Genomic DNA, 18227 nt, shown 5'->3' with positions numbered 1-18227 from the left:
GAGCCCGTCATGAACGCGAAGATCGACCCCATCGTGATCGTCAGTGCCGCCCGCACGCCCATGGGCGGCTTTCTCGGTGACCTGCGCGAGATGACCGCCGCCGAGCTGGGCGCCGCCGCCATCGCCGCTGCCCTGGCGCGCGCCGGCCTGGCCGCCGACGCGGTGGACGAGGTGCTGATGGGCTGCGTGCTGCAGGCCGGCCAGGGCCAGGCTCCCGCGCGCCAGGCGGCACTGGGTGCCGGGCTGCCCCAGGGCGTGGTGTGCTCGACGGTGAACAAGATGTGCGGCTCCGGCATGAAGGCGGCGATGCTTGGGCATGACCTGCTGGCGGCCGGCAGTGCCGATGTGGTGATAGCCGGCGGCATGGAGAGCATGTCCAACGCGCCCTACCTGCTGGAGCGCGCGCGTTCCGGCTACCGCATGGGCCATGGCAAGGTACTCGACCATATGTTCCTCGACGGCCTGGAGGACGCCTACGACAAGGGCCGCCTGATGGGCACCTTCGCCGAGGATTGCGCCCAGTCCTACGGCTTCACCCGCGAGCAGCAGGACGCCTTCGCCATCGAATCCCTCACCCGCGCGCAGAAGGCCCTGACCGAAGGCCGCTTCGCTGCCGAGACGGTGGCGGTGCAGGCGCGGGCCGGGCGTGAGCTGCGCAGCATCGAGGCCGACGAGCAGCCGCCCAAGGCACGGCTGGACAAGATCCCCACCCTGAAGCCGGCATTCCGCGAGGGCGGCAGCGTCACCGCGGCCAACTCCAGCTCGATTTCCGATGGCGCGGCGGCGCTGCTGCTGATGCGCCTGTCGGAGGCGGACAAGCGCGGCCTCGCGCCCCTGGCGCGGATCGCCGGCCATGCGTCCTTCGCCCAGGCGCCGGGGCTGTTCACCACCGCGCCGGTGGGCTCGATCCAGCGCCTGCTGGCACGCACCGGCTGGAACCTCGGCGATGTGGACCTGTTCGAGATCAACGAGGCCTTCGCCGTGGTGCCCATGGTGGCCATGCACGACCTGGGCATCGCCCATGAGCGCCTCAACGTGCACGGCGGCGCCTGCGCCCTGGGCCACCCCATCGGCGCATCCGGTGCGCGGGTGCTGGTGACCCTGCTGGGCGCGCTGAGCCAGTACGGCCTCAAGCGTGGCGTGGCCTCGGTGTGCATCGGCGGCGGCGAAGCCACGGCCGTGGCCATCGAGCGCCTGGACTGAAGGAGAACCCGATGATTCCGTCCGAACAAGACCTGCAGATACGTGACGTCGCCCGCCAGTTCGCCCAGGAGCGGCTCAAGCCCTTCGCCGCCGACTGGGACCGCGAACACCGCTTCCCGGCCGAGGCATTGCGCGAGATGGCCCAGCTGGGCTTCCTCGGCATGCTGGTGCCGGAGGAGTGGGGCGGTGCCGCCACCGGGCACCTGGCCTATGCCATGGCCCTGGAGGAGATCGCCGCCGGCGACGGTGCCTGCTCCACCATCATGAGCGTGCACAACTCGGTGGGCTGCATGCCGATTCTCAAGTTCGGCGACGAGGCGCAGAAGCGCCGCTTCCTGCGCCCGCTGGCCGAAGGCTCGATGATCGGCGCCTTCGCCCTCACCGAACCCCAGGCGGGCTCCGACGCCAGCGACCTGCGCACCCGCGCGCGCCGTGATGGCGACCACTACGTGCTGGACGGTGCCAAGCAGTTCATCACCTCGGGCAGCCACGCGGGGATGGTCATCGTCTTCGCGGTGACCGACCCGGCCGCCGGCAAGAAGGGCATCAGCGCCTTCATCGTGCCCACAGACACGCCCGGCTACCAGGTGCTGCGAGTGGAGGAGAAGCTCGGCCAGCATGCCTCCGATACCTGCCAGATCCAGCTCGACGGGGTGCGCATCCCGGCCAGCCTGCGCCTGGGCGGGGAGGGCGAGGGCTACCGCATCGCCCTGTCCAATCTGGAGGGCGGGCGCATCGGCATCGCCGCGCAATCGGTGGGTATGGCCCGGGCGGCCTTCGAAGCGGCGCGCGACTACAGCCATGAGCGCCGCACCTTCGGCAAGCCGATCATCGAGCACCAGGCAGTGGCTTTCCGCCTGGCCGACATGGCCACGCAGATCGCCGTGGCGCGGCAGATGGTGCACCACGCCGCGGCGCTGCGGGAGGCGGGGCTGCCCTGCCTGACCGAGGCGTCCATGGCCAAGCTGTTCGCCTCGGAAATGGCCGAGAAGGTCTGCTCGGCGGCGATCCAGACGCTGGGCGGCTACGGCTACCTGAAGGACTTCCCGGTGGAGCGCATCTACCGCGATGTGCGCGTGTGCCAGATCTACGAAGGCACCAGCGACGTGCAGCGCATGGTCATCGCGCGGAGCCTGTAAGGGCGCCCGGACGTAGGGTGTGCTGCGCGCACCTGGAGTTCGCCGGAAGCACCGTGCGGCGGTGCGCACGGCACACCCTACGGCACGTGTTCATCCGTCCTCGGTTTGAATCTTCGCAGGCAGAACCGATGGACCACGTCCTGATGGCGTGGCTTTCCAGGCTCAAACGAAACGGCGGGAGGGAGGCCCGAAGGCCTCCCGGGTTCAGCGGTAGGCGGGGTGCTCTTCCCCGCAATCGTAGGGCGGCTCGCCTCGCCGTTCCTCCGGCTCGGCCAGACCGGAGCGCCGGAACATCAGGTAGGCGTCCAGCAGCAGGGCCTCCAGGCCGGAGAGCAGTTTCTCCTGGCGCACGGCCCTGTGGCTGTACTCGCAGTAGTCGGACTCGTCGCGGATGCGCTGGATCAGGTGCGTGGCCTGCACCAGGCGGTAGTTGCCCAGCGCGTAGCAACTGGCGCAGGGCGAGTCGGGGCGAACATCGAGTACGTACTCGGAGAAGTCTTCGAGCCGGGGGAACTGCAAGGGGTCTTCCATCACGTGTATCTCCTCACTGTCGTGTGCGCTGGCCGAGGCCTGGGTAGGGGCTTCGAACAGGTAGAGATGCGGGGCGCGGGCGTCGCGCGTGAGTACGTCGAAGTGCGGGCGGGGAAAGTACCGGATGTCAGGCACGGCGCTTGTCCTCGTGTCGGGCGAGACGATGTGAGGCTGCTGCGGGTGGTACAGGGTGCATGGCAAGGTCCTCGCGACAGGTGGATTTCCCGGCGTGCCGGGTGAGCGACGATCATGGCGGGGCCATGAGCTCAGGACTCTAGCGAGGGGCTTTGTAGGGGCTCAAGAATGATACGCGGTAGGCGGGGTCTTTCTCGAATGTGAGAAAGCGGGAACGTGCGGGGGAAGCAACGAGGGGGCCGGGTCGGCGCCCCTCGCGGGCTCAGGCGGGGCTGACCAGGGCCGCCGGCAGGCTAAGGCGCACGCGTGCGTAGCCGTCCTGGTTGGCGAAGGAGACGCCGCCGCCATAGCTCTCGCAGAGCGCCTTGACGATGGGCAGGCCCAGGCCCCAGCTCTTGGTTTCGCTCTTGGTGGAAATGAAATACGGGGTGGCGAGGTTGGTCAGCACTTCCTCGGGGAAGGCGCCCAGGTTGCTGACCTCGAACACCACCTGGTCATTTTCCATGTGCTGCGACACTTCGATTGGCGTGCCCGCATCGCCATGTTTGGCGGCGTTGAGCACCAGGTTGTCGAAGATGCGCAAGAAGGCCAGCTTGTCCCAGAACACCATCTGGTCCGCGCCCTCTGCCTGGAGGTCGAGCGGGTTCTCCACCTGCAGGCGCAGGTTGGCCACGGCTTCCTCCAGCAAGTGGGCCAGGGGCATCTGCTCACCGATCAGGCGGATGCCGCCGCCCATGCTGACATGGGAGATGTCGAGGATGTTGGCGACCATCTTGTCGATGCGCCGGAGGTTGTCCTCCAGCAAGGTGATCATCTCTTCGGTGCGCCGCGCGGGGTTCTTCTGCATCAGCCCGGCCACCATCACGGCGGCGGCCAGGGGCGAGCGCAGGTCGTGGCTGAAGGAGCGCATGAAGCGCTCGAGCATGATCTTCTCCGCCCGCAGGTGCTCGCTTTGCGCCTCGGCCACCTCGCGCTGCTTCTCGACGTGTTCGAGCTTGATGTCCGATTTCATCAAGCTGGCGATGGTGGCGAGCATTTCGTCGGGGTTGATCGGGTGGGTCAGATAGGCTCGGGCACCGGTGTTGAGCCCCATCGCCTTGTCCTTGCCGCTCATGAAGGTGGCGGAGATGTTGATGATCGCCGGCAGCTTGCCGTGGCCGAGCCGCTGCTCGGCCTTCTGGATCAGCTCGAAGCCGCTCATGTCCGGCAGGTTGATGTCGAGGATCACCAGGTCCACGCCGCTTTCCAGGTGCGCCAGGCCGTCGGCGCCGTTGGCGGCTTCGAGCACCTCGTAGTGGGGCTCGGCGCCGAGGATCTTGCGCAGCACGTAACGATTGGCATCCATGTCGTCGATGATGAGGATTCGCCTAGTTCGCATCGTGATATCTCCCTGCCAGGCGCTGCACATGGTGCAGGAGCGTCTCGGCATGGTTGGGATGGGACTTGTTGAGGATCGCCTGGCAGCGGCTGCCGAGGAGGGCGCGTTCGTCGTCATTCATCTGCTTGGCGGTGTTGACCAGCACCCGTGAGTGCATGCTCCAGTCCATGCTTTCCAGCAGGTCCTCGCCGGAAATGTCCGGCAGGTCGAGATCGAGGATGATGATGTCCGGGCGCACGGCATGCAGCTTGTCGATGCTGGAGCTGGCGTTCTCGGCCTCGATGATCACCGGCTCGTAGGGCTGCAGCAGGTGGCTGATCAGGTAGCGGTCGGCCGGGCTGTCGTCGATGACCAGGATGGTGGTGCCGGCCAGGCTGGCCAGCACCGGCTGGCGCTGGTTGTACTCGCGCGCCACCAGGGCGTGGAAGCGGCTGCCGCGCCCCGGCTCGCTGCTGAGGTGGATGTCGCCCTTGAGCAGGTTGGCCAGGCGCAGCGCCAGGGGCAGGCCCAGGCCGTTGCCGTGGACCTGCATGCCGGGCGCGCGGATGCGGGCGAACTCTTCGAAGATGCGTGACTGGTTCTCCACCGAGATGCCGAGGCCGGTGTCTTCCACGACGAACTCCAGGTTGTCTTCGTCGGGCTGGAAGCAGCGCAATGTGACGCTGCCCCTGGGGGTGTACTTGAAGGCGTTGCTGATCAGGTTGCGCATGATCTGGAACAGGCGGTTGCGGTCCGTGTCCAGGGGCAGGTCGAAGGCGGGCTCGGCAATCTCCCAGGTCAGCTCCGGGTAGCGCATGGCCAGAGCACCGGTGAACTGGCGCAACTGGTCGAGGAAGTCGCTCAGCTGGAAGCGCTCGGGCACCACTTCCATGCGCCCGGACTCGGTCTCGGCCAGGTCCAGCAGTTCGTTGACCAGCTGCGACAGGTCACTCGCAGCGTCGGCGATGAAGCGCATCTGCTTGTGCTGCTCGGTGTTGAGGGTGCCGTCCACGCCACTGAGCAACAGCTTGGAGATGTTCTCGATGATGTTGATCGGCGTGCGGAATTCGTGGGTCATGTTGGAGAAGAAGCGGCTGCGCGCCTCGCTGGCATCCTTCAGCTCGGAGGAGGCCTTCTCCAGCTCCGAATAAAGCGCCACCACGCCCTTGTTGGTGTTTTCCAGCTCGAGGTTGGTGGCTTCCAGCTCCTGCTGCTTGCCCTGCAGTTCGGCGGTGGTCAGCAGCAGTTCGGAGCCGCGCACCTGGAGCTCCACGTAGGGGTCGGCGGCGCCTTCGGCTTGCAGCTGGCGGCGGATCTGCTGGATCGAATGCTCGTCCGGCAGGGGCCGGGGCGGGTGCACGGCCTTGCAGGCGCGGATGTGGGTGCCGCTGGGCGAGGTGTCGATCTGGAACTCGTCCATCAACCGCTGGGCCCCGCGCAGGCCGACGCCCATGCCGGTGGGCGACACGTAGCTGCCATCGAGGATGCGGTCGATGTGAGGGATGCCGCCGCCCTTGTCCAGCGCATCGAAGCAGATGCCCTTGACCAGGCCACGGCTGTCGAGGCGCAGGTCGAAGTTGAATACCCCGCTGCCGGCGTATTGATAGACATTGCGTGCCAGCTCGGAGACCGAGGTGGCCAGGCGGATCTGTTCCAGGGGCGAAAGCCCCAGCCAGGCGGCGATCTGCTTGGCGCTCTGGCGGCAGCTGACCACGTCCACTTCGTTGATGATGCTGACACTGGTGATGCGGCGTTTGTCGCTAGCCATTCTTCACCACCACCACTGTCGCATCGTCGTTGAGGCGCTTGTGATCGCGGTGGATGAGCGCGGCGATCACCCCCGGGTGACGAACGCGCAGGCCAGGATAGGCGTTGAGGTCGAGTTTGGTGCTGATGCCGTCCGAGGCGAGGATCATGATCGAGCTGTCATCCCAGGGATAACTGAAGGTATGGATACGACCGATGCGGTAGCCGACCGTTCCATTGCTCGATGCCATGCTGCGGGCCTTGTCGGTGAGCAGGCTGCCGGCGATGTTGCCGATGCCGCAGAACTGCACCTGGCGTTGCGCGGGCTGGACCTCGGCGATGGCAGCGGCACCGCCCCGGGTGGACATCAAGGCGCGGTGCAACTGCTCCATCAGTGCCTGCAGGGGGATGTGCGGGTCATGGCCGAGAAACACCTCGCGCGCCTTCTGGCTGGCAGTGCTGGCGGCATGGCCATGACCCAGGCCGTCGCAGACCAGCACGCGGTTGCCGAGCACGGCCCAGGCGTCGCCGCTGAGGGTCTCGCCGGGGTAGGGCGTGCACACGGCGCCCACCTGCAGGGCGCCAGCGGCCGGGCGCTGGCCCAGGTGGAAGCGGGCCTGCACCACGGTACCGAGACCCGGCTGGGAGAACAGGTCGAAGCCATCGGACATGCGCTGGATGGCACCGAGGCCGGCGCCCATGGTGCCGGTGGTGGAGTAGTTGTCGCTCAGGCACTGGGCCACGTTGGTCATGCCGGGGCCACGGTCCACCGCGGTGACTTCGAGGCCGGCTTCGTCGCAGCGGAACAGCAGCTCGCCCTGGCCGGCGTGGTTGATCAGGTTGCGGGCCATTTCCTGCACCACCACGGTGAGGCGACCGAGCAGGGTTTCATCGCCGGTCAGCTGGCTGGCGTGGCGCACCACGGTGCGGCGCACGGCATCCACATGGGCGCTGTCGGACACCTCGAGCAGCAGGTGGCAGCTGGGGATCATTTCCATTTCCACAGCTCCACCCGCGTGCCTTCGCCGGGACGGGTGTCGATGGCGAACTCGTCCACCAGGCGCCGCGCACCGCTGAGGCCCAGGCCGAGCCCGCCGCCGGAGGTGTAGCCATCCACCATGGCGCGCTCCAAGTCGGCGATGCCGGGGCCCTGGTCGCTGATGCTCAGGCGCACCGCCGCGCGGCCGTCGCGCAGGCAGCTCTCGATCACGCATTCGCCACCGCCGCCGTAGATCAGGGCGTTACGTGCGATCTCGCTGGCGGCCGTCACCACCTTGGTCTGGGATATCAGGCCGAGCCTGGCTTCCTCAGCGGCTTTGCGCACGCGTTGGCGGATGACGACGATGTCAGTCTCCTGCTTCAGCGGAAGCGTTTCGGTCTTCGTCACGCTCTTGCTCCAGGATCAGGTCGTCGTCAGCCACGGTTTTTTCCAGCCAGCGCATGCCTTTCTCGACATTCAGCGCAGTGGCGATGCCCTCCAGCGAGAGGCCCAGCTCCACCAGGGTGATGGCCACGGCGGGCTGCATGCCGACGACAATGACCTTGGCGTCGAGGATGCGGGAAACGTTGGCGATGTGGGAAAGCATTCGGCCGATGAAGGAGTCGACGATTTCCAGGGAGGAGATATCGATCAGTACGCCCTTGGCCTTGTGCCGCACGATCTGTTCGGTGAGGTCTTCCTGGAGGTCCAGGGCGAGCTGGTCATGCATGTCCACCTGGATGGTCAGCATGAGGTATTTGCCCATCTTCAGGATCGGGATTCTGTCCACCATGGTGCGTTCCCCTTAACGGCCGCCGACCAGGCGGACGTTCAGTTCCTTGAGCGCCAGCTGGAAGGCATCGGCCAGGGACGCCTTGGTCATCACGTCACCCAGCTCGACGCCGAGGTGGACGATGGTGGCGGCGATCTGCGGGCGGATGCCGCTGATGATGCACTTGGCGCCCATCAGCTTGGCGGCGGTGATGGTCTTGAGCAGGTGCTGGGCGACCATGGTGTCGACGGTGGGCACGCCGGTGATGTCGATGATGGCGATGTCGGACTCGGTCTCGACGATCTTCTGCAGCAGCGCCTCCATCACCACCTGGGTGCGGTTGCTGTCCAGGGAGCCGATCAGCGGGATGGCCAGCACGCCTTTCCACAGCTGCACCACGGGGGTGGAGAGTTCCAGCATGCTTTCCTGCTGCTCGCGGATCACCGTTTCACGGCCGGCCATGAAGGCCTGCATGCTGTACAGGCCGAGCTTGTCGAGCAGGCGCGTGGTGATCCAGACCAGCTCGATGGCGTTGTCGCCACGGTCCTGGATGCGCCGGAACAGCGGCTCCTTGAGGGAGAGCACGAAGGTGGCGGTTTCCGACGGGGTGAAGCCTTGGCGGCTCTGGGCCTGGGACAGGCGCTCCAGCAGCGAGCGCACCGGCTTCCAGGCTGCTGCCTGGAAGTCTTCACCGCCCTCGGCGATGGCGGCGGTCAGGGCCTTGAGCAGCTCCCGGGAGTTCTCCTGCACGGTGCGGTCGTCGATCAGGTCGGAGCGGATGCCGGCGCTGCGCTGGGCGGCCATCCACTTGTCGAGGATCGGCTTTTCGTTTTGCTTCAACAGATCGGCTAGAACGGCGGTGGACGCTGTGGACATTGGTTAACTCCCTGTCGCAGAAGGCTCGTTGGATGAGCGGGGCGGCCTTGAGCCGCAAAAAATGCTCAACACTAGCAAGGCGCACCCGCAAAAAGAACAATGGGAACCGAGTTTGCAGCGCTTTTCGTGCAACGGGCGTCACACGCCTGACGGGGCTCCCTGGCCATAGGATTGCAGCCGCTGCGTTTGGTGCGATCGGAAGTTGCAAAAAGCGCAGTGAACACAGGCAGCTGCTGCCGCTTGGCCCGGGTTAAATGTTGAACGGGTGGGTCCTGGCGTGGCCTCAGTTCATGAGCCGCAACAGGAGACGATCATGGCTCATGCCTACCTCGAGCGCGCCGCAGCGCCTCGCCTGGAGGCAATAGGGAGCGAGCCATGGCGCGCTCCGACGGCGGACCACACCTGCCCGGCAACGAGCCTGCCTGCGCGAGTGCTGCCCGATCTGCGGCGCGCGCCCGCGCGAACTGCTGTTGACCGACGACTACGCCCATATCGACTGCCCGGAATGCGGCCTGTATTGCGTCGACCGGCCCTTTCTCGACTTCATGCGTTGCCACCCCATCGAGGCGACCCGGGCGCGCCTGCGCCTGGCGGAGTGTGTGCGGTTATGCCGATGACCTGAGGGTGGATTAGGGGCCGATGGGTCGATGGAATTGAACCCAGGCCGCCGATGAGGCTCCCACCTTCAGATAACACCGAGTCGGAGGACCGCCAGATGCCTGCCAGCCTGACCCACTTCGCCACGCGTCCCGCACGCCGCCCCCTGATTTCCACCGCCGTGGGGCCTGCCGAACCCGAGCTGCTGTTCTTCGAAGGTGACGGCCGCACCCCCAACAGCTGCTTCCCGGTGCTGCTCTACCGAGGCGTGCTCTGGCGCGAGGCGGACCGCGCCGCCGCCTTCGAGCGACGCTTTGCCGCCCATCGCTGGGCGCCGCTGTGGCGTGCCGGGGTGTTCGACTACCACCACTACCACGCCAGTGCCCACGAAGCCCTGGGCGTTGCCAGCGGCCACGCCCGGCTGATGCTCGGTGGCGAGGCCGGACGGGAAATCCACGTCCGCGCCGGCGATGCCCTGGTGCTGCCGGCCGGCACGGGCCATTGCTGCCTGGAAGCCAGCGAGGACTTTCTCGTGGTGGGTGCCTACCCGCGCGGGCAGGAGGACTATGACATCCAGCGCGCCGGCTCCGACCGCTACCTGGCCTCGGTGCGGCGCATCGCCCAGGTGCCGACCCCGGTGGCCGACCCGCTGACCGGGCGCGACGGTGTGCTGACCCAGGCGTGGCGCGTGGCCTGACGCCGAGCTTGATCGGCCGTTGCCATCGGTGCACCCTCGGCCATCGCCCTGAGTGCCGCGACCGAGGAAGGACCCCATGCTGACCAGGCCCCTGGCCCTGTTGCCCGTGCTGCTGGCCGCCCACGTGCAGGCCGCCGAGCCGCCACCGAACGGCAAGCAACCGGCTAACGCCTTCGAGGCGGCGTTCTCCATGACCCTGGTCTCGCCGATGATCAGCATCATCGCCACCACCGACCTCAGCAGTGACGAGAAGCAGCTCAAGCTGAGCCGCGCCCGCGAGGATGCCCTGGCCTTCGTCGCGTCCGCCGGGGTCATCCGTGGGCCGCACCTGGAGCAGGCCCTGCAGCTGCTGCGCGACGGCTCGGCCACCCGCGACATGGCCTGGGCCCAGGCCATCGCAGCGAGGCCCTGACGCCCACCATTGGTCACCCTTACACAACCTTTACCCAGCGCCAGTGAGCGGCGATTCCGCGCCGTTGTCTGATCCTGTGTCCCGGTCCATTCCTTCACCGGGTACAGGAGGAGTCATGTTTCGTCGTTTGCCCCAGGTTGCCCTGTTGCTGGGCGCCGCCGCCCTGGCCGGCCAGGCTTCGGCCCACGGGCATGATGCCGGCCCCGCCGTGATCGGGGCGGTCGTGGGGGCCGTTGTCGGCGGTGCCATCGTCGCGTCGCGCCCGGCCCCGGTCTATGTACAGCCCGCCCCGGTGTACGTGGCACCGCCTCCGGTCGTCTATGCGCCTCCACCGCCGCCCCCGCCGGTCTATTACTACCCGGCACAACCGGTGTACTACCAGCCGGCGGTGGTCGCCCAACCCGTCTACTACGGCCCCGGCCCTTACTACGGCCCGCCGCGCCACTGGCACGGCGGCGGCCCGCGCCGCTGGTGATCGAGGAGGAACAGGCCCCGCTTAGGCGGGGTCTTTTCGTTTCTGGCCGGCGTGGAAACGGTGATGGTGCGGCGATGCTGCGCATCGCTTGGCGAATGAATTGGCTCTGTCGGCGTTAGCTGTTGTGGCTTTAAAGCAAGCGCTCAAGCACGGTGCTTTCCGGGGGCCAAGGGTTCTGCCACCGCATGGGTTTCGCTTCGCTCGCGGAACGCCGCCCGACCCATCCTACGAAAGTCCGTGCGCACCACGTGGTGATGCGCTGGGCGAAGAAAGCTGGAGCAGCCGCCAAACGCCCCTTCCCAGGAGGCCGAGCGAATCGTCGTGGAAGGGGTTGAGCGACATGGATGTCGCGAGAGCCGCGATGGGCCAGGGATGGCCCTTCGCGGCGTGCCCCTGGAACGATGATGGAGCGAGGGAAGTCTGGCTTCAGCCAGACCCGTATGCAGGGGCAAGCCCTTTTGGTTCCTTTTCTGGCGATTGAGAAAAGGGACTCGCCCGGGGGGGCGAAACCAGAAGCACCAGCAAAGCTCGGCAATCAGCTGGACTCCACTCTTCTAGCAACACTTAACGCAGACAGAGCCAATGAATTCGCCCCTCCAGGTTGGTCATCCGTAGGGTGGGTGAAACCCGCGAAACCCTGCACCGTCAATGTCGGGTTGCACCCGACCTACGACTACATGGCAGTGGCGTACGTAGGATGGTGTAGAGCGAAGCGAAACCCATGCGGTGCGAGTGCGGGAATCCATTCTGTAGGGCGGGTGGAATCTGCGAAGCCTTGCACCGCCCATGTCGGGTTGTACCCGACCTACAGCAACGCCGCCGCCCAGGGCTGGCAGGCATCGCCCGCGCGGGCGCTGCTGGACCAACTATGGAGCATGGGCCTGCTGTCGTGGACGGAAGTGGGTGAAGGCGCCTATTGCAACGCGCCGGTGGCCGCCTGCTACCTGCACCCGCAGGCGCCGCGCTACTGCGGTGATGCGTTGCTGTTCCGCCTGCGCACCTTGCGGGCGTTGGGTGCGCAACTGGAAGGCCGGCTTGCCGGCGAGGTGCCCGCCGGGCCGCCACCGGGCGGCTGGGCCGATGCGGCGCGGGTGCTGCCCTATTACCTGGGGCTGCGCATGCAGGGCCGTTACCTGCCGCTGTCGGGGGAGCTGGTCACGGTGCTGGAAGCAGTGGGCTTCGAGGTGATCGAGCAGCTGCCGGCGGTGACCTTCCCCCTGGCGCCGGTGGCGGTGCAGATCGCCCGGCGACGCTAGCGGAACCGATGGCATGGGGCGCGTTATAGGCGCCCGTTCCCAGGAGTAGGCCCCTTAGCACCAATCGGTCGAAGGGCCGGCCAAGGGCGGACGGACTATCACTGTCTATGCTTGGACGACTTTTTTTCAGCGGGCCTGTCGATCCGGCCCGCTGCCGTTCGACTATGGATGCAAGCCCCACAACAAGGAGCGAATGATGAAGTACCTGTGCCTGATCTACTTCGACGAGACCGTGCTCGATTCCATGCCCGCCGAGCGCTTCGAATCCATCGTCGGCCACTGCATGGAATACGAGCAGCGCCTGCAACGCAGCGGCCAGTACATCGCCGCCGAGGCGCTGCAATCCACCGCGACCGCCACCACGCTGCGCCTGCAGGGCGACAAGCTGTCGATCACCGACGGCCCCTTCGCCGAGACCCGCGAGCAAGTGGGCGGCTTCTACCTGATCGATGCCAAGGACCTCAACGAGGCGATCCAGATCGCGTCGAAGATCCCGCCGGCCCGCCTGGGCTGCATCGAGATCCGCCCCATCAAGGAACTGCCCAGGCTCTGAACAACGGAGGAATCCCCGATGAAGATCGAATCCCATCCCGTGGTCAGCCACGAACAGTGGCTGGACGCCCGCAAGGAGCTGCTACGCAAGGAGAAGGCATTCAACCGCCTGCGTGACGAACTCAGCGCCGCCCGCCGCGACCTGCCCTGGGAGCGGGTGAGCGATGCCTACCGCTTCGAGGGCCCCACGGGGCAGGAGACGCTGGAGCAGCTGTTCGCGGGCCGCAGCACCCTGGTGGTCTACCACTTCATGTTCGGGCCGGGGTGGAAGGAGGGCTGCGACGGTTGCTCATTCCTCGCCGACCATTTCGACGGCGCCAACCTGCACCTGGCCCACCACGACGTCAGCCTGGTGGCCGTCTCCCGTGCGCCCTGGCAGGAGTTCCAGGACTTCAAGCGGCGCATGGGCTGGGCGTTCAAGTGGGTGTCGTCCCACGGCTGCGCGTTCAACGCCGACTTCGGCGTCAGCGCCACGCCCGAGGCGATCGCCGCCGGCACCGCCCGCTACAACTACGACACCAGCCGCGACCCCGGCGAGGAGATGCCTGGGCTCAGCGTGTTCTTCCGCCTGCCCTCGGGGGAGGTGTTCCACACCTATTCCACCTACGCGCGCGGGCTGGACATGCTGGTGGGCACCTACAACTTCCTCGACCTGCTGCCCAAGGGCCGCGACGAGGACGAGATCATGGACTGGGTGCGCCACCACGACCGCTACGAAGGCGCTGGCCCGCGCCACGACTGCTGCTCGGCCAAGGCCGGGGGCGATTGATGGAGGTGACCCAGGCCCGCCAGCGGGTGGAAGCGGCCTACCGCGAGGAGTCGCGCCGGGTGCTGGCGACGCTGATCCGCCTGCTGGGGGATTTCGAGCTGGCGGAGGAGGCGTTGCACGACGCCTTCATCGCCGCCGTCGAGCAGTGGCCGGTCGACGGCGTGCCGGCCAACCCGCGCGCCTGGCTGGTGTCGGCGGGGCGCTTCAAGGCCATCGACGCCTTGCGCCGGCGCGCCCGTTTCGATGCGCGCCAGGCGCAGTTGATCATCGAGCTGGAGCGTGACGAGCCCGAGGAGATCGAGGATGTGGAAGACGACCGCCTGCGCCTGATCTTCACCTGCTGCCACCCGGCGCTGCCGGCGGACGCCCAGGTGCCGCTGACCCTGCGCGAGGTGTGCGACCTGAAGACCGAGGAGATCGCCCGGGCCTTTCTCGCCACGCCGTCGACCATCGCCCAGCGCATCGTCCGCGCCAAGGCGAAGATCCGCGACGCGCGCATTCCCTACCAGGTGCCGGCCATGGCCGAGCTGCCGGAGCGCCTGGATAACGTGCTGCGGGTCATCTACCTGGTGTTCAACGAGGGCTACTCGGCCACCTCCGGGGATTCGCTGACCCGCGCCGACCTTTCGGCCGAAGCCATCCGCCTGGGGCGCCTGCTGCTGGAGCTGCTGCCGGATTCGGAAGTCATGGGGCTGCTGGCGCTGATGCTGCTGCACGATTCGCGGCGCCAGGCCCGCACCGGCGTGGATGGTGAGCTGGTGTTGCTGGAGGACCAGGACCGTGCGCTGTGGAACCGCCAGCAGATCGACGAGGGCTGCGCCCTGGTGGAGCGCGCCCTGGCGTCGCGGCGCATCGGTATGTACACGCTGCAGGCGGCCATCTCCGCCGTGCACGCCAGCGCCGCCACGCCCGAGGCCACCGACTGGGCGCAGATCGTCGCGCTCTATGGCGTGTTGCAGCGCGGCATCGGCTCGCCGGTGATCGAACTCAACCGCGCGGTGGCGGTGGCCATGCACCAGGGGCCGGAAGCCGGGCTGGTGCTGATCGAGGCCATCCTCGAGCGCGGCGAGCTGCGCGACTACCAGCTGGCGCACTCGGCTCGCGCCGATCTCTACCGCCGCCTCGGCCGCCGCGACGAGGCCCGCGCGGCCTACCGGGTGGCACTGGGGCTGACCCGCCAGGACACCGAACGGCGCTTCATCGAGCGGCGCCTGGCGGAACTGGGGCAGTGATGTGGATTGCCCGGGCTGAAGCCCGGGCTATGGGTTTTCAGGGTTGGACCACGAAGGAGAAACAGCATGAGCAGCAATGAACAGGCCGTCGCCGAGATCCAGGCCCTGCTGGCCGATTGGGCCGAGGCGGTACGCAGCAAGGACGTGAAGCGCATCGTCGGTTTCTATGCCGAGGAGGTGGTGGCCTATGACGCCATCCTCCAGCTGCAGTTCGTCGGCCGTGAGGCCTATGGCGCGCATTGGGCCTACTGCATGGAGATGTGCCAGGGACATTCGATCTTCGACCCGCAGCACGTGAAGATCCGCGCCAGTGGCGATGTCGGCTTCGCCCACTTCCTCTGCCTGTGCGGCGGCACCAACGCCGAAGGGGTCGAACAGCAGGGCTACATGCGCGTCAGCTGCGGCTACCAGCGCAGCGGCGGTAAGTGGCGCATCGTCCATGACCACTTCTCCGCGCCCTTCGACATGGAGAGTGGCCAGGCACTGTTCGACCTGCAGCCCTGATCAGGCACCGAGGCGGCGGAAGTGTTCGAGCATGCGCTGGGCGTTTGCCTCGTTGCCGCTGAACAGCTCGAAGGCCTTCACCGCCTGGAACACCGCCATGGTGCCGCCGTCCAGGGTGCGGCAACCGAGGGCGCGGGCGTCCTTGAGCAGCTGGGTTTCCAGGGGGAAGTAGACGATCTCGGCGACCCACAGGGCGGGCCGTAGCAACTCGGCCGGTACCGGTGTGCCGGGCAGCTTGGCCATGCCCATGGGCGTGGTGTTGACCAGGCCCTCCGCCGTCGCCAGGGCGCCGGGCAGGTCCTTGCCCGCGTGGGCACGGCCGGCGCCGAAGTGCTGGTTGAGGTTGTCCGCCAGACTCTGGGCGCGCCTGGCGTCGACATCGAATATCACCAGCGTGCCGACGCCTTCGGCTAGCAGCGCATGGGCCACTGCGGCACCGGCGCCACCGGCCCCCATCTGCACCACGCGCTCACGGGCGACGTCGCCCAGGCCACGGCGGAAGCCTTCGGCGAAGCCCAGGCAGTCGGTGTTGTGGCCGACGCGTCGACCGCCACGCAGCACCACGGTGTTCACCGCGCCGATGCCGCGTGCCTCGGGGGAGAGCTCGTCGAGCAGCGGGATGATCGCCTGCTTGCAGGGGAAGGTGATGTTGAGCCCGGTGAAGCCGGTGCGCTCGGCGGCTTCCAGCAGCTGGGGCAGGGCGCTGACATCGAGCTGGAGCGGGTCGAGGTCGATCAGCCGGTAGAGGTAGCGCAGGCCTTGGGCATCGCCTTCGTGCTCGTGCAGGGCAGGGGTGCGCGAGGCCTGGATGCCTGAGCCGATCAGGCCGGCGAGAACGCTTGCATGTGCAGTCATGGCCTCACCCCGCGAGCCGCTTGGCGAAATGCTGCACGCCGGCGCGGTAGCCGTCGCTGCCCAGGCCGCAGATGACCCCGACGGCGATGGCGGAGACGAAGGAGTGCTGGCGGAATTCCTCGCGCTTGTGGACGTTGGAGAGGTGCACCTCGACCACCGGCAGCTCGCTGGCCACCAGGGCGTCGCGGATGGCGACCGAGGTGTGGGTCCAGGCACCGGGGTTGATCAGGATGCCGGCGCAGCGGCCGCGCGCCTGGTGGATCCAGTCGATCAGCTGGCCTTCGTGGTTGGTCTGGCGGCATTCGACCTCAAGGCCCAGCGCAGCGCCCGTTTCGCAGCACAGCCGCTCGATATCGGCGAGGGTTTCGTGGCCGTAGTTGGCGGGCTCGCGGGTGCCGAGCATGTTCAGGTTGGGGCCGTTGAGGACCAGCAGGGTGGGGGACATCGCGGACATTTCTCCATTGTTATGAACCCTCCCGAATGCACGGGGAGCGTTGCAATGAAAAATGTACTAACTGGTTAATTTAATCAATCGATGGCGGGCGGGCGGTGGGTTTGCCTTGGGTTATTTCGTTCGATAATCGGTCACTCGACGGCGTCGCCCGTGTCCAGCAGCACCGGCCCACTGCCCAGGTCGGAGAGTTCATCGCCGGGGTTGCGCAGGGGGCAGACCTCCATGGTCAGGCAGCCGCAGCCGATGCAGCCGTCGAGTTGGTCGCGCAACTGGGTGAGGCGACGGATGCGTTCGTCCAGCTCCGCCTTCCAGCGCGCCGAGAGCGCATGCCAATCGGCGGCGGTGGGCGTGCGACCTTCCGGCAGGGTCATCAGCGCCGCGTGGATGGACGCCAGGGGGATGCCCAGGCGCTGGGCCACCTTGATCACCGCCACCCGCCGCAGCACCTCCCGTGGATAGCGGCGCTGGTTGCCGGCGTTGCGGGTGCTGCTGATCAGTCCCTTGGCTTCGTAGAAGTGCAGGGTGGAGACCGCCACCCCGCTGCGTTCGGCCACCTGGCCCACCGTCAGCGCCTTGCCGATGTTGCTCGCCGTCACCTTGGGCATGCGTGCCATTTCCTCTTGACCTCAAGTTAAGTTGAGGTTTTACCCTCGCCGCCAGCATTGCACAACGGTAGAAGGAGTTTCGGCATGACCAACGAGCATTTGCAGGGCGTCGTCTCATCCATTCATTTCGCGGCCGACCCGGCCTGCCTGCCGGCGCTGGTGGAGGACCTGGGGGTGCGCCTGGCCGCCTGCCTGAAAGCCCAGGTGGGGCTGCTGTCCACCAGCCTGGAGACGAGCGCCGATGGCCGCTGGCTGATCCAGCGCAGCCGCTGGGCCTCGGCCGATGCGGCGCAGGCGGCCCTGGACGGCGACTCCTGCAGCGCGCGCCTGCTGGGTGAGGCGATCTGGCGCTACGGCGCCAAGGCGGTGCGCTTCGATGCGCCCGAGGAGGCATGACGGCTCGTCCGGCAGCTCGGTGAAGGTGTGGGGAGGTTGGAATAACGAGGAGGTTGGGGCGGGGTGTCGCATGAATGACTCGCCCGGCAGTGCCGGGCGAGCCGAGGGGCTTACTCGTAGCTCATGGTGTAGGTGATGCTGGTGCTGACCTGGCCAGGCAGGGCATCTGCGCCGCGCGGCGCGTGGTATGCCGCGAAAAGGCCAATGAAGGCGTTGCCGCCTGCGCCGCTGAGCTCTTCGAGGTTGTTCTCGCCGGTGGCGAGGTTGATGGGCTCCTGGTCCTTGTTGAACAGCTGCACCGCGACGTTGGAGGCGTCAGCGCCGCTGAGCTCGTTCTTCAGGGTACCGGTGGCGGGGTCGACGTTCGGGCCTATCTCGAAGTGCGCCTTCACCTTGGAACCCTGGGTGCAGTTGGAGAGTGCGATCACGAATGGGGTGAGGCCGGCATTCTGGCCTGCCACGAGGGAGCTCTGGGAGACGACCGGCAGTTGCACGGTCTGGTTAAGGGCAGGGGTGGCGATATCACAGGTCTTGCTGGAAACCTCGCCCTTGATGGTGACGGTGCCGTCGAATGCGAGCGCCAGATTGCTCAGGCCAAAACCGACCAGTGCCGCGCTGGTGGTGAGGAACTTCTTCATTTATCTCTCCTTGATGGCGCCTGGCTCCACGCGCCGGATTAAAGGTT

General features: G+C 67.1%; 23 protein-coding genes. 12 read left to right on the top strand and 11 right to left on the bottom strand.

The window, feature by feature from the left end; all coding sequences use genetic code 11:
* Positions 1-9: 9 nt before the first annotated feature.
* The gene (locus PSm6_RS26580; protein ID WP_021221037.1) at positions 10-1203 is read left to right on the top strand and encodes an acetyl-CoA C-acyltransferase; all 1194 of its coding nucleotides are present in this window, start codon (positions 10-12) and stop codon (positions 1201-1203) included.
* Between the two features lie 11 nt (positions 1204-1214).
* Positions 1215-2342: an acyl-CoA dehydrogenase family protein gene (locus tag PSm6_RS26575; RefSeq protein ID WP_021221036.1), complete on the top strand. Its 1128-nt coding sequence runs from the start codon at positions 1215-1217 to the stop codon at positions 2340-2342.
* A gap of 204 nt (positions 2343-2546) precedes the next feature.
* On the opposite strand, the gene PSm6_RS26570 is transcribed toward PSm6_RS26575, so the two are convergent.
* The 7 genes from PSm6_RS26570 to PSm6_RS26540 form a co-directional block, all read right to left on the bottom strand.
* Positions 2547-3008: a hypothetical protein gene (locus PSm6_RS26570; RefSeq protein ID WP_043246938.1), complete on the bottom strand. Its 462-nt coding sequence runs from the start codon at positions 3006-3008 to the stop codon at positions 2547-2549.
* 262 nt (positions 3009-3270) lie between these two features.
* On the bottom strand, positions 3271-4386 hold the full coding sequence (locus tag PSm6_RS26565; protein ID WP_031288321.1) for an ATP-binding response regulator: 1116 nt from the start codon (positions 4384-4386) through the stop codon (positions 3271-3273).
* Positions 4376-6133 (bottom strand): ATP-binding protein, encoded by a 1758-nt coding sequence (locus tag PSm6_RS26560; protein WP_265168737.1) that lies wholly within the window; start codon positions 6131-6133, stop codon positions 4376-4378. Before PSm6_RS26560 ends, PSm6_RS26565 begins: the two co-directional genes overlap by 11 nt.
* Positions 6126-7109, bottom strand: coding sequence for an ATP-binding protein (locus tag PSm6_RS26555; protein ID WP_031288319.1), 984 nt, complete (start codon positions 7107-7109; stop codon positions 6126-6128). The genes PSm6_RS26560 and PSm6_RS26555 overlap by 8 nt, the downstream gene beginning before the upstream one ends.
* Entirely contained in the window at positions 7100-7498 is a 399-nt protein-coding gene (locus tag PSm6_RS26550; RefSeq protein ID WP_021221031.1) for an anti-sigma regulatory factor, read from the bottom strand. Before PSm6_RS26550 ends, PSm6_RS26555 begins: the two co-directional genes overlap by 10 nt.
* The gene (locus PSm6_RS26545) at positions 7458-7883 is read right to left on the bottom strand and encodes an STAS domain-containing protein (protein ID WP_021221030.1); all 426 of its coding nucleotides are present in this window, start codon (positions 7881-7883) and stop codon (positions 7458-7460) included. Before PSm6_RS26545 ends, PSm6_RS26550 begins: the two co-directional genes overlap by 41 nt.
* A 12-nt stretch (positions 7884-7895) precedes the next feature.
* Positions 7896-8738: an STAS domain-containing protein gene (locus PSm6_RS26540; protein WP_265168736.1), complete on the bottom strand. Its 843-nt coding sequence runs from the start codon at positions 8736-8738 to the stop codon at positions 7896-7898.
* A 470-nt stretch (positions 8739-9208) separates the two neighbouring features.
* On the opposite strand from PSm6_RS26540, the gene PSm6_RS26535 reads away from it, so the two are divergent.
* The 9 genes from PSm6_RS26535 to PSm6_RS26495 all read left to right on the top strand — a co-directional run bounded on the left by PSm6_RS26535 (position 9209) and on the right by PSm6_RS26495 (position 15232).
* Positions 9209-9355 (top strand): hypothetical protein, encoded by a 147-nt coding sequence (locus PSm6_RS26535; RefSeq protein WP_158481006.1) that lies wholly within the window; start codon positions 9209-9211, stop codon positions 9353-9355.
* Positions 9356-9453: 98 nt separating this feature from the next.
* Positions 9454-10032, top strand: coding sequence for a cupin domain-containing protein (locus tag PSm6_RS26530; protein WP_265168735.1), 579 nt, complete (start codon positions 9454-9456; stop codon positions 10030-10032).
* A 76-nt stretch (positions 10033-10108) separates the two neighbouring features.
* Positions 10109-10444: a DUF2388 domain-containing protein gene (locus tag PSm6_RS26525; RefSeq protein ID WP_021221027.1), complete on the top strand. Its 336-nt coding sequence runs from the start codon at positions 10109-10111 to the stop codon at positions 10442-10444.
* Between the two features lie 115 nt (positions 10445-10559).
* Positions 10560-10919 (top strand): hypothetical protein, encoded by a 360-nt coding sequence (locus PSm6_RS26520; RefSeq protein WP_043246943.1) that lies wholly within the window; start codon positions 10560-10562, stop codon positions 10917-10919.
* 758 nt (positions 10920-11677) lie between these two features.
* Entirely contained in the window at positions 11678-12175 is a 498-nt protein-coding gene (locus tag PSm6_RS26515) for a hypothetical protein (RefSeq protein ID WP_265168734.1), read from the top strand.
* Between the two features lie 196 nt (positions 12176-12371).
* On the top strand, positions 12372-12728 hold the full coding sequence (locus PSm6_RS26510) for a YciI family protein (protein WP_265168733.1): 357 nt from the start codon (positions 12372-12374) through the stop codon (positions 12726-12728).
* Positions 12729-12746: 18 nt separating this feature from the next.
* Complete coding sequence (locus PSm6_RS26505; protein ID WP_021221022.1) at positions 12747-13496, top strand: DUF899 domain-containing protein; 750 nt, start codon at positions 12747-12749, stop codon at positions 13494-13496.
* On the top strand, positions 13496-14728 hold the full coding sequence (locus PSm6_RS26500; RefSeq protein WP_043245061.1) for an RNA polymerase sigma factor: 1233 nt from the start codon (positions 13496-13498) through the stop codon (positions 14726-14728). The genes PSm6_RS26505 and PSm6_RS26500 overlap by 1 nt, the downstream gene beginning before the upstream one ends.
* A 66-nt stretch (positions 14729-14794) precedes the next feature.
* A complete protein-coding gene (locus tag PSm6_RS26495; RefSeq protein ID WP_021221020.1) occupies positions 14795-15232 on the top strand; it encodes a YybH family protein in 438 nt (145 codons plus the stop codon).
* Here the strand turns inward: PSm6_RS26495 and PSm6_RS26490 are convergent, their stop codons facing one another.
* The 3 genes from PSm6_RS26490 to soxR form a co-directional block, all read right to left on the bottom strand.
* Positions 15233-16087: a shikimate dehydrogenase gene (locus PSm6_RS26490; protein ID WP_043245062.1), complete on the bottom strand. Its 855-nt coding sequence runs from the start codon at positions 16085-16087 to the stop codon at positions 15233-15235.
* A gap of 4 nt (positions 16088-16091) precedes the next feature.
* Positions 16092-16532, bottom strand: coding sequence for a type II 3-dehydroquinate dehydratase (gene aroQ, locus PSm6_RS26485; protein ID WP_184489987.1), 441 nt, complete (start codon positions 16530-16532; stop codon positions 16092-16094).
* A gap of 140 nt (positions 16533-16672) precedes the next feature.
* Positions 16673-17146: a redox-sensitive transcriptional activator SoxR gene (gene soxR / locus PSm6_RS26480; protein WP_021221017.1), complete on the bottom strand. Its 474-nt coding sequence runs from the start codon at positions 17144-17146 to the stop codon at positions 16673-16675.
* Between the two features lie 84 nt (positions 17147-17230).
* On the opposite strand from soxR, the gene PSm6_RS26475 reads away from it, so the two are divergent.
* Positions 17231-17542, top strand: a complete 312-nt coding sequence (locus PSm6_RS26475; protein ID WP_021221016.1) for a hypothetical protein — start codon at positions 17231-17233, stop codon at positions 17540-17542.
* Positions 17543-17652: 110 nt separating this feature from the next.
* Here the strand turns inward: PSm6_RS26475 and PSm6_RS26470 are convergent, their stop codons facing one another.
* Positions 17653-18180 (bottom strand): fimbrial protein, encoded by a 528-nt coding sequence (locus tag PSm6_RS26470; protein ID WP_021221015.1) that lies wholly within the window; start codon positions 18178-18180, stop codon positions 17653-17655.
* Positions 18181-18227 lie beyond the last annotated feature (47 nt).

It is taken from the genome of Pseudomonas solani, from assembly GCF_026072635.1.
GTDB classification, from domain to species: domain Bacteria; phylum Pseudomonadota; class Gammaproteobacteria; order Pseudomonadales; family Pseudomonadaceae; genus Metapseudomonas; species Metapseudomonas solani.
The sequence above is the reverse complement of the archived record's forward strand: the minus strand, read 5'-3'. Positions and strand labels throughout refer to the sequence as shown.

What these genes read in the sequence shown, in the direction of transcription:
- aroQ (WP_184489987.1), bottom strand. Translation starts at nt 16,532, where the DNA reads ATGTCCCCCACCCTGCTGGTCCTCAACGGCCCCAACCTGAACATGCTC.
- PSm6_RS26580 (WP_021221037.1), top strand. Translation starts at nt 10, where the DNA reads ATGAACGCGAAGATCGACCCCATCGTGATCGTCAGTGCCGCCCGCACG.
- PSm6_RS26560 (WP_265168737.1), bottom strand. Translation starts at nt 6,133, where the DNA reads ATGGCTAGCGACAAACGCCGCATCACCAGTGTCAGCATCATCAACGAA.
- PSm6_RS26510 (WP_265168733.1), top strand. Translation starts at nt 12,372, where the DNA reads ATGAAGTACCTGTGCCTGATCTACTTCGACGAGACCGTGCTCGATTCC.
- PSm6_RS26565 (WP_031288321.1), bottom strand. Translation starts at nt 4,386, where the DNA reads ATGCGAACTAGGCGAATCCTCATCATCGACGACATGGATGCCAATCGT.
- PSm6_RS26530 (WP_265168735.1), top strand. Translation starts at nt 9,454, where the DNA reads ATGCCTGCCAGCCTGACCCACTTCGCCACGCGTCCCGCACGCCGCCCC.
- PSm6_RS26525 (WP_021221027.1), top strand. Translation starts at nt 10,109, where the DNA reads ATGCTGACCAGGCCCCTGGCCCTGTTGCCCGTGCTGCTGGCCGCCCAC.
- PSm6_RS26505 (WP_021221022.1), top strand. Translation starts at nt 12,747, where the DNA reads ATGAAGATCGAATCCCATCCCGTGGTCAGCCACGAACAGTGGCTGGAC.
- soxR (WP_021221017.1), bottom strand. Translation starts at nt 17,146, where the DNA reads ATGCCCAAGGTGACGGCGAGCAACATCGGCAAGGCGCTGACGGTGGGC.
- PSm6_RS26490 (WP_043245062.1), bottom strand. Translation starts at nt 16,087, where the DNA reads ATGACTGCACATGCAAGCGTTCTCGCCGGCCTGATCGGCTCAGGCATC.
- PSm6_RS26575 (WP_021221036.1), top strand. Translation starts at nt 1,215, where the DNA reads ATGATTCCGTCCGAACAAGACCTGCAGATACGTGACGTCGCCCGCCAG.
- PSm6_RS26545 (WP_021221030.1), bottom strand. Translation starts at nt 7,883, where the DNA reads ATGGTGGACAGAATCCCGATCCTGAAGATGGGCAAATACCTCATGCTG.
- PSm6_RS26500 (WP_043245061.1), top strand. Translation starts at nt 13,496, where the DNA reads ATGGAGGTGACCCAGGCCCGCCAGCGGGTGGAAGCGGCCTACCGCGAG.
- PSm6_RS26555 (WP_031288319.1), bottom strand. Translation starts at nt 7,109, where the DNA reads ATGGAAATGATCCCCAGCTGCCACCTGCTGCTCGAGGTGTCCGACAGC.
- PSm6_RS26520 (WP_043246943.1), top strand. Translation starts at nt 10,560, where the DNA reads ATGTTTCGTCGTTTGCCCCAGGTTGCCCTGTTGCTGGGCGCCGCCGCC.
- PSm6_RS26470 (WP_021221015.1), bottom strand. Translation starts at nt 18,180, where the DNA reads ATGAAGAAGTTCCTCACCACCAGCGCGGCACTGGTCGGTTTTGGCCTG.
- PSm6_RS26495 (WP_021221020.1), top strand. Translation starts at nt 14,795, where the DNA reads ATGAGCAGCAATGAACAGGCCGTCGCCGAGATCCAGGCCCTGCTGGCC.
- PSm6_RS26475 (WP_021221016.1), top strand. Translation starts at nt 17,231, where the DNA reads ATGACCAACGAGCATTTGCAGGGCGTCGTCTCATCCATTCATTTCGCG.
- PSm6_RS26540 (WP_265168736.1), bottom strand. Translation starts at nt 8,738, where the DNA reads ATGTCCACAGCGTCCACCGCCGTTCTAGCCGATCTGTTGAAGCAAAAC.